This window comes from Acinetobacter wuhouensis (assembly GCF_001696605.3).
Classification (GTDB): Bacteria; Pseudomonadota; Gammaproteobacteria; order Pseudomonadales; family Moraxellaceae; genus Acinetobacter; species Acinetobacter wuhouensis.
This window is the reverse complement of record NZ_CP031716.1, coordinates 772,035-785,652: the sequence shown is the minus strand read 5'-3', so window position 1 is coordinate 785,652 and position 13,618 is coordinate 772,035. Positions and strand designations below refer to the sequence as shown.

Genomic DNA, 13,618 nt, shown 5'->3' with positions numbered 1-13,618 from the left:
AATATAGCAACTTGAGAACGAGGTAATGCTTCTACACCTACAACTATTTGATGTGTGCTGATAAAAGTGGAGACTTTAACTTGGTAAACTAAACGTACTTATCAGGAGTTTACCATGAGCAAAAAGCAAAAGATTTATACAGCAGAATTTAAAGCTGAAGCAATAAAACAAATTGAAGAAAATAAAGGCAATGTTTCGGAAACAGCAGCGTACTTTGCCAAGGAAAGTCAGTGAGGTACGCCTGTATGAAACAGTATAAAGATACATATCCAATTACTATGATGGCAAAGCTGTTAAAAGTGTCAGTTTCGCGATTTTATGACTGGTTGAAACGAGGCATGAGTAAAAGAGTTGTTCTAAGAAACCAGCAGACAATCCTAGTCAAAATAGCATATCAGGAAACCCATGAAAGCTATGGTTATGTTCGTCTAGCGAAGTATCTACAGTCACAAGGCATTCAAATCAGTGAGTATGCAGTCCGTTGTATTAAAAAACTAAATCAGTTGTACTGTAAGCGTCATAAGCGTTTTAAAAGGACAATAAATAGCGATCATAATCGTTCAGTTTACAATAATTTGTTAGAGCAAAACTTTGCAGTAACTGCTCCAAATGTTGCATGGGTAAGTGACATTACCTACATTTGGACAAATGAAGGATGGTTATATTTGGCTGCTTTAAAGGATCTTTGTAGCAAACAAGTGGTTGGCTATAGCTTAAGTGAACGTATGACAGCAGATCTCGTTTGCAATGCACTGAGTATGGCGATTCGCAATCATAAGCCATCTCAAGGCTTAATTGTTCATTCGGACAGAGGTAGTCAATATTGCAGTCATGAATATCGTAATATGATTGAAAAATATGGATTTCAGGGTTCAATGAGCAAAAAAGGAGACTGTTACGATAATGCACCTATTGAGAGCTTCTGGGGCATACTCAAAAATGAGTTGGTTCACCATCGCAACTACAAAACAAGGGAAGATGCTAAAGCAGATATTATAAAATACATAGAGCTATTTTATAATCAACAAAGGATTCAGAAAGGACTGGATTTTAAGACACCAAATCAAATGGCAGAGGACTTTTACAAGTTGGCTGCCTAAAATCTCCCAAGTGGAAGTCTCCTGTTATTTCAGCACACATCAGACCTATGCAATTGGTGCAATTTATCAATTTTTGGGTAGAAATTTTTTTGATAACTGAATTGTCTGCGCACTGAGTAATTGTTATGGATAATGCTACATTTTATAAACGACAAGATACCCAAGATTTATTAGCACAATATAAACATCAGATACTTTGGCACTTTATAGCCCAGATTTAAATCCCATTAAAAAATATGGGCATGAATAGGGGAGGAAGAAACGGAGAGAATGGTTAGTTGAATCAATAGATACTCTTTTCAAGTTATTTTTCACATTTGTATGGGGAATTAGGCAGTTTTACTATATCTTTAATTATTTTAAATCCTTTTAATTTTCAGGCAATAAAAAAACACCCCGATCTCGCTAGAGATTGGGGTGTTTAAATTTAAAAGCTGGCGATGACTTACTCTCACATGGGTAACCCCACACTACCATCAGCGCTAAGAGGTTTCACTTCTGAGTTCGGGAAGGGATCAGGTGGTTCACTCTTGCTATTGTCGCCAGCAAACTGTTTATGATTAATCACTTGGTCTTATTTAACTGTATTTACAGTGTGTGCCTAGCTTTGGTCAAATGAGTTATTAACAGAATAATTTGAGTTGGTAATTGTATCTAGCTTTTGAACTAAATCAAGATCAATCATTGCTGATTGTTTGGTTTTGAATCGATTGATGCATACAACACAACTGTTTGGGTGTTGTATAGTCAAGCCTCACGAGCAATTAGTATTGGTCAGCTTCACATGTCACCATGCTTCCACATCCAACCTATCAACGTCGTAGTCTTCAACGGCTCTTTAGAGGACATAAAGTCCTAGGGAAATCTTATCTTGAGGTAGGCTTCCCGCTTAGATGCTTTCAGCGGTTATCCCTTCCGAACATAGCTACCCGGCGATGCGACTGGCGTCACAACCGGTACACCAGAGGTTCGTCCACTCTGGTCCTCTCGTACTAGGAGCAGATCCTCTCAAATTTCCAACGCCCACGGTAGATAGGGACCGAACTGTCTCACGACGTTCTAAACCCAGCTCGCGTACCTCTTTAAATGGCGAACAGCCATACCCTTGGGACCTGCTTCAGCCCCAGGATGAGATGAGCCGACATCGAGGTGCCAAACACCGCCGTCGATATGAACTCTTGGGCGGTATCAGCCTGTTATCCCCAGAGTACCTTTTATCCGTTGAGCGATGGCCCTTCCATACAGAACCACCGGATCACTAAGACCTACTTTCGTACCTGCTCGACTTGTGGGTCTCGCAGTTAAGCGCGCTTTTGCCTTTATACTCTACGCGTGATTTCCGACCACGCTGAGCGCACCTTCGTACTCCTCCGTTACTCTTTAGGAGGAGACCGCCCCAGTCAAACTACCCACCAGACATGGTCCTCGTCCCGGATAACGGGACAGAGTTAGAACCTCAATATTACCAGGGTGGTATTTCAAGGACGGCTCCATGGCAACTAGCGTCGCCACTTCAAAGCCTCCCACCTATCCTACACAAGTAAGATCAAAGTTCAATGTCAAGCTGCAGTAAAGGTTCACGGGGTCTTTCCGTCTAGCCGCGGGTACACCGCATCTTCACGGCGATTTCGATTTCACTGAGCCTCTGCTGGAGACAGCGCCCCCATCATTATGCCATTCGTGCAGGTCGGAACTTACCCGACAAGGAATTTCGCTACCTTAGGACCGTTATAGTTACGGCCGCCGTTTACTGGGGCTTCGATCAAGAGCTTCGCTTACGCTAACCCCATCAATTAACCTTCCAGCACCGGGCAGGCATCACACCCTATACGTCCACTTTCGTGTTTGCAGAGTGCTATGTTTTTAATAAACAGTTGCAGGGGCCTGGTTTCTGTGGCTGTCGTCAGCTCAGGAAGCAAGTTCCATCACCAACAACAGCGTACCTTCTCCCGAAGTTACGGTACCATTTTGCCTAGTTCCTTCAGCAGAGTTCTCTCAAGCGCTTTGGTCTACTCGACCTGACCACCTGTGTCGGTTTCGGGTACGATTCCTGTGTAACTGAAGCTTAGAGACTTTTCTTGGAAGTATGGTATCAGCCACTTCGCTAGTAAACTAGCTTGCTATCAGTTCTCAGCATAGAGCACCCCGGATTTGCCTAAGATGCATGCCTACTACCTTTCACCTGGACAACCAACGCCAGGCTGACTTAACCTTCTCCGTCCTCTCATCGCATTACACAGAAGTATTGGAATATTAACCAATTTCCCATCGACTACGCCTCTCGGCCTCGCCTTAGGGGTCGACTCACCCAGCCCCGATTAACGTTGGACTGGAACCCTTGGTCTTTCAGCGAACGGGTTTTTCACCCGTTTTGTCGTTACTCACGTCAGCATTCGCACTTCTGATACCTCCAGCATGCTTCTCAACACACCTTCATCGGCTTACAGAACGCTCCCCTACCACTTACACTTACGTGTAAATCCGCAGCTTCGGTACTATATTTTAGCCCCGTTACATCTTCCGCGCAGGCCGACTCGACTAGTGAGCTATTACGCTTTCTTTAAAGGGTGGCTGCTTCTAAGCCAACCTCCTAGCTGTCTATGCCTTCCCACATCGTTTCCCACTTAATATAGATTTTGGGACCTTAGCTGGCGGTCTGGATTGTTTTCCTCTTGACTACGGACGTTAGCACCCGCAGTCTGTCTCCCGGATAGTACTCATTGGTATTCGGAGTTTGCATCGGTTTGGTAAGTCGGGATGACCCCCTAGCCGAAACAGTGCTCTACCCCCAATGGTATTCGTCCGAGGCGCTACCTAAATAGCTTTCGGGGAGAACCAGCTATCACCGAGTTTGATTAGCCTTTCACCCCTATCCACAAGTCATCCCCTGGCTTTTCAACGACAGTGGGTTCGGTCCTCCAGTTAGTGTTACCCAACCTTCAACCTGCTCATGGATAGATCACCCGGTTTCGGGTCTATACCCAGCAACTATGCGCCCTATTAAGACTCGATTTCTCTACGGCTCCCCTATACGGTTAACCTTGCTACTGAATATAAGTCGCTGACCCATTATACAAAAGGTACGCAGTCACCGAACAAGTCGGCTCCCACTGCTTGTATGCATGCGGTTTCAGGATCTATTTCACTCCCCTCACAGGGGTTCTTTTCGCCTTTCCCTCACGGTACTGGTTCACTATCGGTCAGTCAGGAGTATTTAGCCTTGGAGGATGGTCCCCCCATATTCAGACAAGGTTTCACGTGCCTCGCCCTACTCGTCATCATTATATGTGCCCTTTCGTGTACGGGACTATCACCCTCTACGGTAGCACTTCCCAGAGCTTTCCGCTAAAACACATATAACTTAATGGGCTGATCCCCGTTCGCTCGCCGCTACTGAGGGAATCTCAATTGATTTCTTTTCCTAAGGGTACTGAGATGTTTCACTTCCCCTCGTTTGCCTCGTAACACTATGTATTCATGTTACGATACCTATCTTATGATAAGTGGGTTCCCCCATTCAGAAATCTCCGGATCACAGGATATTTGCCGCCTCCCCGAAGCTTATCGCAGGCTATTACGTCTTTCATCGCCTCTGACTGCCAAGGCATCCACCACATGCACTTAATTACTTGACTATACAACCCCAAACAGTCGCTTGTTCCTACAAGTAGAACAATCAACATTACAGTTTGAAGTACTGTGCACCTAAGCACCGTACAGCTTCAATCTAAATTCATATACCAAAACGCTTGATTCAGTTTAATCGCTAGTAACTCAATTTCTCTTAATCATTCAAACATGTCACTTGCGTGTCATATTCTTATGTTTAATTGAAATGAGTATGAACAATTTATTTCAACTCAAATATATTCTGTTAATGATTAACTACCATCTCGTCGATGCGTAGTAAACTGTGATAAATCACAGAAGTTAACAAGACGCGTATAATACGCCGACTTCTTATTAATTTCTATAATCTAGGACTTCGTTCGATTAAAGCCTGCGCAAAGCATAGCTTTTTGCTTAAATTTTAAGGAAAAGCGTTGCTTTTCTATTCTTAAAATTTGGTGGAGACTAGGAGAGTCGAACTCCTGACCTCCTGCGTGCAAAGCAGGCGCTCTACCAACTAAGCTAAGTCCCCAGCTTAAGACCAATATATCTAATTTTCTGTATTCAGCATTTTCATGCTTCGTTAGTCAGAATGGTGGGTCTGACAAGACTTGAACTTGTGACCCCACGCTTATCAAGCGTGTGCTCTAACCAACTGAGCTACAGACCCTCAGATACATCAATGAAGAACAACTTGTTGTGGATTCTTACCAATCGTCAATCTTTCGTTAAGGAGGTGATCCAGCCGCAGGTTCCCCTACGGCTACCTTGTTACGACTTCACCCCAGTCATCGGCCACACCGTGGTAAGCGTCCTCCTTACGGTTAGACTACCTACTTCTGGTGCAACAAACTCCCATGGTGTGACGGGCGGTGTGTACAAGGCCCGGGAACGTATTCACCGCGGCATTCTGATCCGCGATTACTAGCGATTCCGACTTCATGGAGTCGAGTTGCAGACTCCAATCCGGACTACGATCGGCTTTTTGAGATTAGCATCACATCGCTGTGTAGCAACCCTTTGTACCGACCATTGTAGCACGTGTGTAGCCCTGGTCGTAAGGGCCATGATGACTTGACGTCGTCCCCGCCTTCCTCCAGTTTGTCACTGGCAGTATCCTTAAAGTTCCCACCCGAAGTGCTGGCAAATAAGGAAAAGGGTTGCGCTCGTTGCGGGACTTAACCCAACATCTCACGACACGAGCTGACGACAGCCATGCAGCACCTGTATGTAGATTCCCGAAGGCACCAATCCATCTCTGGAAAGTTTCTACTATGTCAAGACCAGGTAAGGTTCTTCGCGTTGCATCGAATTAAACCACATGCTCCACCGCTTGTGCGGGCCCCCGTCAATTCATTTGAGTTTTAGTCTTGCGACCGTACTCCCCAGGCGGTCTACTTATCGCGTTAGCTGCGCCACTAAAGCCTCAAAGGCCCCAACGGCTAGTAGACATCGTTTACGGCATGGACTACCAGGGTATCTAATCCTGTTTGCTCCCCATGCTTTCGTACCTCAGCGTCAGTATTAGGCCAGATGGCTGCCTTCGCCATCGGTATTCCTCCAGATCTCTACGCATTTCACCGCTACACCTGGAATTCTACCATCCTCTCCCATACTCTAGCTTCCCAGTATCGAATGCAATTCCCAAGTTAAGCTCGGGGATTTCACATCCGACTTAAAAAGCCGCCTACGCACGCTTTACGCCCAGTAAATCCGATTAACGCTCGCACCCTCTGTATTACCGCGGCTGCTGGCACAGAGTTAGCCGGTGCTTATTCTGCGAGTAACGTCCAAGCATCTTGGGTATTAACCAAGAGCTCCTCCTCCTCGCTTAAAGTGCTTTACAACCATAAGGCCTTCTTCACACACGCGGCATGGCTGGATCAGGGTTCCCCCCATTGTCCAATATTCCCCACTGCTGCCTCCCGTAGGAGTCTGGGCCGTGTCTCAGTCCCAGTGTGGCGGATCATCCTCTCAGACCCGCTACAGATCGTCGCCTTGGTAGGCCTTTACCCCACCAACTAGCTAATCCGACTTAGGCTCATCTATTAGCGCAAGGTCACAAGTGATCCCCTGCTTTCTCCCGTAGGACGTATGCGGTATTAGCGTTCCTTTCGAAACGTTGTCCCCCACTAATAGGCAGATTCCTAAGTATTACTCACCCGTCCGCCGCTAGGTCAGTTACCGAAGCAACTCCCCCCGCTCGACTTGCATGTGTTAAGCCTGCCGCCAGCGTTCAATCTGAGCCATGATCAAACTCTTCAGTTAAAATCATTAGTGACTTAAGGTCACAATTCTGGCTCATCAATTTTCTGACAAATTCTCTCAAATAAACTTCGAGTAATTTAAACCAATCAATCAATGATAATATTTCGATCAATCAATCAGTAAAAATCCACACAAGTTGTTCTTCATATTCTCTTAATGATCTTCTCAATGCTTCGTCAGCATCAAGCTAGGTCGGCTATATTACTCCGAATCTCTTCAAAGTCAACCAGTAATTCAAATTATTTTAAACTTTCTCTCTAAAACCCAACCCAATCAATCTTAACTAAGTCACTGTTTTATCAGAAGTTTTAATCTTCATCACCGCCGATGGATGTGCATTCTACAGCATTTCTGATGGGGTGCAACCCCTTTTGGAATTTATTTTTAATTTAATTCATTAACTGTGTTTTATTTAACCAATTTAACGTGATTTAGAGCATAATTATTCAAATTTTAAGCTATTTATATTTGTATTTTTTCTTTAAACTACTCAATGTAAGTTAATGTCCAATAAATTAATTCGAATATGGTCCACTTAATAAATAGAAAAGCTTTCTGTTTAGGGGTTTTGCTCTTTTGTAGCAACTACTCCTTGGCTGATTCGTCACATAATATTTTTACAATGACGCTTTCTATTTTAAGTTATGCAAAATTAAAGAATCCAAACCCTGAATTGTGTGTTGTTGACAACCCTACTTATGCCAACCAATTTTCCAGCTACATAAAACCCAATAAATCCCTGTTTAATGTCAGTGCAATACATTCTTCCGAATTGAAGAATCAACATTGTGATGCTGTATTTTTTTCTAACACCTCTGCACAAACTGAACAATTACTAATAAATAAGTCCCACAACCCGTTAATTTTATCATTCAGCTCTAGTAATCTCGAATGTGAAATAGGGAGTGTTTTCTGCCTTTCTACCAATAAGTCAGGAAATACTATTTTTAAAGTGAATTTAGATAGCTTAGCTCAATCTAAAGTACATATTGATCCACGAGTTTTATTGCTCGCAAAGAATTCAGGATAACAACATGATTCTGAATTTATTTAAATCAACCTCATTACAAACTTTATTTCGCAAGTCCCAATTTACGATCTTTGCGATTACCTTATTTATATGCACTTCAACGTTTGTCACTATTTCAGTATTTACCGTTGAATCTTATGCAAAGCAGAATCTACTATTGATCAGCCGTACTGTTTCCGAACGTGTGCAACCCGCACTGGTCTTTTCAGATAAAATCACAATTTCACAAATTATTAATGAATACACCTTTCAACATTCAGTTCGCTTGATTGAAGTGTATGACATGAAAGGCAATAAAGTTGCTGAAAGTTTAAAAAATGCCGAGCATTATTCTTATATTCAAAAGATTTTCGATCAATTTTTCTTAAAAGAACCGATCAAGTTAAAAGTCCAACACCAAGGACAATTGGTTGGTCAAGTTATTCTTTATGGAAGCTCTAATGAGATTTTGATGTTTATTATCAAAATTTTTATTGGCTTAGCATTTGGGATGTTGTTTATGATTTTTGCAGTTTGGTGGTCGGTCAATTTGACCTATCGCCATATTATGGAATCTTTTTCACCCTTAATTCAGATTGCACAGCTTTTAAAACAGCAAAAAGCCTATAATTTACGCTTCCCTCAAAGTGATATTAAAGAATTCCAAGAACTCAATGGAACATTCAATCAACTATTAGATGAAATCCAAACGTGGCATACACACTTACAAAATGAGAATAATGCGCTCTCCCATCAAGTACAGCATGACCATTTAACCCAACTACCCAATCGCAGTTATTTTTATCAAGTATTATGTAATTTATTTGAAGATCCAAATCAGCGTCAGAATCTCGCGCTCGTTTTTATTGACAATAACAACTTCAAAGCAATTAATGACCAATATGGACATTTAGTCGGTGACGAAGTGTTAAAGGAAATGTCTAATCGTCTTAAGCGCCATATTCGTCAAAATGATTTTGTTGCACGACTTGCAGGCGATGAATTCGCCATTATTTTGCGCTCAATTTCTAAAGTTGAGCACCTCATTTCGATTGCAGAAAACCTAATCAAATGTTGTGAAGAACCTTTAATCTACAAGGGTCAACCAATTGCCTTTAGTTTCAGCTTAGGCATTGCAATCTCAACTCAAGCTTCGAGTCCTGAGGATCTAATTTCTCAAGCAGATCAAGCGATGTATAAAGCAAAATCTTTGCAGCATCACTGGTTTATTTATCATTCTTAATTTTTTATTTACTATTTTCAATATTCGGGGTTCTTATGACGTTTAAAAATATGCAACTTTCTATACTCGCAATACTCTGCCTAGCACTTACTGGATGTATGAATTTGGGTGGACTGAGTTATAAACAAGCCAAAGCTGTGAAAAAAGAAGGCTTTGTACTGACTGAAGAAGGTTGGAGTCTAGGATTACCTGAGCGTTTATTATTTGGTTTTAATGAATCCAATATTAAACCTGAACATCAAACTGAAATCATTCGCTTAGCCAATCAATTGAACAAGTACAATCTCAATAAGCTTAAAGTGGTTGGTCATACCGATAATGTCGGTGCTGCTGAATATAATTTAAAATTGTCTGAAGTTCGTGCACAAAATGTTTCTAATATTTTTATTGAGCAAAAATTTAAGCCACAAAATATTCAAGTCGTAGGTAAAGGTGCTGAACAACCCATCAAACCGAATGATACAGAAGAACATAAAGCAGAAAATAGACGTGTAGCTGTGATCATTGTTCCTTAACCAATAAATCATTTCCATTGAAAAGACCTCTTCGGAGGTTTTTTATATTCTAAAGTTTTTTGAATTATAGTTTTATAGTCGCAAATTTCAGACATAAAAAAACCGCATTTAAGCGGATAATTTATTATTTAAGCTTTTCATCATGGGTTAGCTTAAATGGTCGGAGCAGTAGGATTCGAACCTACGACCCCCTGGTCCCAAACCAGGTGCACTACCAGGCTGTGCTATGCTCCGTCTCACAAACAACTTAATTAATTGGGGTGAATGATGGGGCTCGAACCCACGACAACCGGAATCACAATCCGGGGCTCTACCAACTGAGCTACATCCACCGTCACATTAAGTTTTCAGGATCTATAATATCAAGCTTTGGTGCGCCTGACAGGATTCGAACCTGTGACCATCCGCTTAGAAGGCGGATGCTCTATCCAACTGAGCTACAGGCGCAGAACAATGATATAAATATCATAAATTACCTTGCCTTGAAGAATTGGTCGGAGCAGTAGGATTCGAACCTACGACCCCCTGGTCCCAAACCAGGTGCACTACCAGGCTGTGCTATGCTCCGTTCATCTCAGCTTTTGTATCAAACTTGTCGTTCGGTACGGTGTGCATTCTAGGCGTGACGCCCTTAGACGTCAACACCTATATTGAAAAAAAGTTAAAAAAACACGTCAAATGTATATTTATCAAGCATTTCAGATGTTTTTTATACAATTTTATCGTTTTAATTGTGCACTGAAGTTCAACATGCGGTCTAAAGGCAATTTAGCACGTAGTGCCAATGCAGGATCTACGAATATTTCTTGATCACCCTTTTGCAAAACGTCCAAAATTCCATCTAGCTCATTCATCGCCATCCATGGGCAGTGTGCGCAAGAACGGCATGTTGCACCTTCCCCAGCTGTTGGCGCCTCAATTAAGGTTTTATTCGGCACAGCTTGTTGCATCTTGTAGAAAATGCCACGGTCTGTCGCGACGATTAAGGTATCGTGAGGAAGTGTTTGTGCAGCTTTAATCAGCTGTGAAGTACTCCCTACTGCATCTGCAATATCAATCACAGACTCTGGCGACTCTGGATGAACCAACACTGCTGCATTTGGATATAACGCACGCATATTTTCAATGCCACGAGCACGGAACTCTTCATGTACGATACATGAACCATCCCAAAGCAGCATATCTGCGCCAGTTTTCTTTTGAATATAACGTCCAAGATGTTGATCTGGTGCCCAAATAATCTTTTCACCCAAACTATCCAGATGCTCAACAATTTCAACTGCACAGCTTGATGTGACTACCCAATCCGCTCGTGCTTTAACAGCAGCAGACGTATTGGCATAGACCACCACTGTATAATCAGGGTGTGCATCACAGAACGCAGTAAACTCATCTACAGGGCAACCAAGATCAAGTGAGCAAGTCGCTTCTAAAGTTGGCATCAGTACTGTTTTTTCAGGAGAAAGAATTTTCGATGTTTCTCCCATAAATTTCACACCTGCAACAACCAGTGTCGACGCCTCATGATCACGCCCAAAACGCGCCATTTCTAATGAATCCGAAACACAGCCACCTGTCGCCTCAGCAAGCTCTTGCACTTCAGGATCACAATAATAATGTGCAACCAATACAGCATTACGCTTTTGTAATTCTGCTTTGATTTGTTCAAATTTCTGCTGTTTCAGCTCAGGACTTAAACGATTGTCCTTTGGCTCACCTAAACGATCTAAATGCGCTTGCACAATCGACTTCGCTTCGTTGGCAATTAAATTATTCGCATCATTCATAAGAGGTCTTCTCTTTCCTTGTCGCTGGCGTCTTGCTAGCGTCTACACATTTGTGAATTGATTGTACTTTTTATCGCACACAAATTCACCACGAAAAATGTTTTTGTGAAAATACACCGTTATAAAAAAGCCTCACGAATGAGGCTCTGTTTTTAAAATGTAAAATTAAGAACGATAGTCTGCATTGATTTTGACATAGTCATATGACAGGTCGCAGGTATAAACCGTGTCTTTAGCCTGTCCACGCCCTAAATCCACACGAATAGTAATTTCTGTCTGCGCCATCACTTTAGCACCCGCTTCTTCGGTATAGTCCGCAGCAGCGCCACCATCTTTACAGATTTGCACATCATCCAACCAAACTTGGATTTTCTCTACATCTAAATCTTTGACACCCGCATAACCAATCGCAGCAAGAATACGTCCCCAGTTTGGATCAGATGCAAAAAATGCAGTCTTAACCAATGGCGAATGCGCAATACTATAAGCGATATCACAACACTCTTGGGTATTATTACCACCTTCGACAGCAACAGTCATAAATTTAGTTGCACCCTCACCATCACGAACAATGAGTTGTGCCAAGCGCTTCATTACACGTACCAATACTTCTAAGACATCGTCATAGCGAGCATCATCTACAGATTGGATTTCTGTACCACCTGCAAGCCCTGTTGCGGCAAAAATACATGAATCATTGGTTGATGTATCACCATCAATGGTAATACGGTTAAATGACTGCTCTACCGCTGTTTTTAACATTAACTGTGTTAATTCACGTGAAATCGGTGCATCCGTTGCCACAAAGCCCAACATCGTCGCCATATTCGGGCGGATCATACCTGCGCCTTTGGAAATACCCGTCATGGTATAAGTCACACCATCTAGCTCAAACTGCTCAGAAGCGCCTTTAGGGGTGGTATCAGTGGTCATAATGCCCGTTGCAGCATCCGCCCACGCACTTTCATTTAAGGTGCTTAAAGCAGGTTGTAAACCTTGCGTTAAACGCTCGATTGGCAGTTGCTCACCAATCACACCTGTTGAAAATGGTAAAACTTCAAAAGCTTGTACACCTGCCAATTCAGCAAGTTTAGAACAAGTCGCTTCAGCATTTTCCATGCCTAGCTTGCCTGTACCTGCATTGGCATTGCCTGTGTTAATGACTAAATAGCGTGGATTGCCCATTTGCAAATGCTTTTTAGAAACATGCACAGGTGCGGCACAAAATGCGTTTTGGGTAAAAACACCCGCAACATTGGTGCCTTGAGCAAATTCAAAAATCACTAAATCTCGTCGATTCGGGTAACGTACATACGCCTCAGCAGAGCCAATTTTTACACCTTTTACCGCATGCATTTGCGGCATAGACACGTCACCAACAGCCATTTTTAAATGTCCACAGAATTAATTTGAAAACACAGCTTATTAGAATTCTCGATAAAAATCGAGCTTATTAAAATGCTTATTTATTTATACGATAAGAAATTCTTATTGATTTAAATATAAAATTAAAAAAGCCAGTAAATATACTGGCTTTTCATGCTTTTAGCATAAAATTATTCTCAATGACACAGCATTGAAATCATTACTGAGCTGTAGCTGGTGCAACTGCTGCCGCTGTTGTTGCATCCACACCAATCAAAGCTTGTTTTACTTTTTCTTGACTTGATGCTGACAATGCTGGATTTGTCGCAACTACACGATTAATCGTCGCAGGTGTAACTGCTGCAATCGCTGCAGTTTTCAGGATAATCGGACGACCTCCTGTATTACCTAAAGTATAACGAATGCCTGTGCGTGGGCTGATCACTGTTGTTGTATCATTTTTAACTTCAGCTTGTGCAGAAACCGCACCAGTCGCCGCTTGAACTTTTTCTACAGTGGTTGTTTGTGGAGCCGTATCAGCAAATGCTAAAGCAGGAACAGCTAGCGTTGCAATAAATAAAGGTTTTAATAATTTTGTCATTGTCGTCATTCCAGTGAATCAAATCAATTGTGCAAGTTAATACCATTTAATTGCTTTTACTGCAATGAAAATTAACCTACTGTAATATCTTGTAAAAAAAGCAGAACATTTGTCCTGCTTT

General features: G+C 42.2%; 6 protein-coding genes, 6 tRNA genes, 3 rRNA genes and 1 pseudogene. 4 read left to right on the top strand and 12 right to left on the bottom strand.

The annotated features are described in order from the left end of the window. Positions 1–114 precede the first annotated feature (114 nt). Positions 115–1,100 (top strand): annotated as a pseudogene (locus tag BEN71_RS04385) (IS3 family transposase). Between the two features lie 432 nt (positions 1,101–1,532). Here the strand turns inward: BEN71_RS04385 and rrf are convergent. From rrf to BEN71_RS04360, 5 genes are all read right to left on the bottom strand, one after another. After that, a 5S ribosomal RNA gene (gene rrf / locus BEN71_RS04380) occupies positions 1,533–1,647 on the bottom strand. Positions 1,648–1,843: 196 nt separating this feature from the next. Then, positions 1,844–4,735 (bottom strand): 23S ribosomal RNA (locus tag BEN71_RS04375). A 430-nt stretch (positions 4,736–5,165) separates the two neighbouring features. Further along, positions 5,166–5,241, bottom strand: a tRNA-Ala gene (locus BEN71_RS04370). A 61-nt stretch (positions 5,242–5,302) separates the two neighbouring features. After that, a tRNA-Ile gene (locus BEN71_RS04365) sits at positions 5,303–5,379 on the bottom strand. Between the two features lie 59 nt (positions 5,380–5,438). Further along, a 16S ribosomal RNA gene (locus BEN71_RS04360) occupies positions 5,439–6,977 on the bottom strand. Together the 16S, 23S and 5S rRNA genes with 2 tRNA genes alongside form the textbook arrangement of a ribosomal RNA operon. 592 nt (positions 6,978–7,569) lie before the next feature. Between BEN71_RS04360 and BEN71_RS04350 the strand changes: the two genes are divergently transcribed. From BEN71_RS04350 to BEN71_RS04340, 3 genes are read left to right on the top strand one after another with little or no spacing between them, the layout of a single operon-like run. Beyond that, positions 7,570–8,007 (top strand): YfiR family protein, encoded by a 438-nt coding sequence (locus tag BEN71_RS04350; RefSeq protein ID WP_227542653.1) that lies wholly within the window; start codon positions 7,570–7,572, stop codon positions 8,005–8,007. A 4-nt stretch (positions 8,008–8,011) separates the two neighbouring features. After that, positions 8,012–9,229 carry a sensor domain-containing diguanylate cyclase gene (locus tag BEN71_RS04345; protein ID WP_068972931.1) on the top strand — a complete coding sequence of 406 codons (1,218 nt, stop codon included), beginning with the start codon at positions 8,012–8,014 and terminating at the stop codon, positions 9,227–9,229. 35 nt (positions 9,230–9,264) lie between these two features. Continuing rightward, a complete protein-coding gene (locus BEN71_RS04340) occupies positions 9,265–9,744 on the top strand; it encodes an OmpA family protein (RefSeq protein WP_068972930.1) in 480 nt (159 codons plus the stop codon). 157 nt (positions 9,745–9,901) lie between these two features. Here BEN71_RS04340 and BEN71_RS04335 read toward each other — a convergent pair. The 7 genes from BEN71_RS04335 to BEN71_RS04305 form a co-directional block, all read right to left on the bottom strand. Then, a tRNA-Pro gene (locus BEN71_RS04335) sits at positions 9,902–9,978 on the bottom strand. Positions 9,979–10,000: 22 nt separating this feature from the next. Then, a tRNA-His gene (locus BEN71_RS04330) sits at positions 10,001–10,076 on the bottom strand. Between the two features lie 38 nt (positions 10,077–10,114). Continuing rightward, positions 10,115–10,191: transfer RNA gene (locus BEN71_RS04325), tRNA-Arg, on the bottom strand. Between the two features lie 44 nt (positions 10,192–10,235). Beyond that, positions 10,236–10,312 (bottom strand) — tRNA-Pro (locus BEN71_RS04320). A 151-nt stretch (positions 10,313–10,463) separates the two neighbouring features. Next, complete coding sequence (gene nadA / locus BEN71_RS04315; protein ID WP_068972929.1) at positions 10,464–11,531, bottom strand: quinolinate synthase NadA; 1,068 nt, start codon at positions 11,529–11,531, stop codon at positions 10,464–10,466. A gap of 165 nt (positions 11,532–11,696) precedes the next feature. Next, the gene (argJ, locus tag BEN71_RS04310; RefSeq protein WP_068972928.1) at positions 11,697–12,917 is read right to left on the bottom strand and encodes a bifunctional glutamate N-acetyltransferase/amino-acid acetyltransferase ArgJ; all 1,221 of its coding nucleotides are present in this window, start codon (positions 12,915–12,917) and stop codon (positions 11,697–11,699) included. A 199-nt stretch (positions 12,918–13,116) separates the two neighbouring features. Next, positions 13,117–13,497 (bottom strand): hypothetical protein, encoded by a 381-nt coding sequence (locus tag BEN71_RS04305; RefSeq protein WP_068972927.1) that lies wholly within the window; start codon positions 13,495–13,497, stop codon positions 13,117–13,119. Between the last annotated feature and the right edge of the window lie 121 nt (positions 13,498–13,618).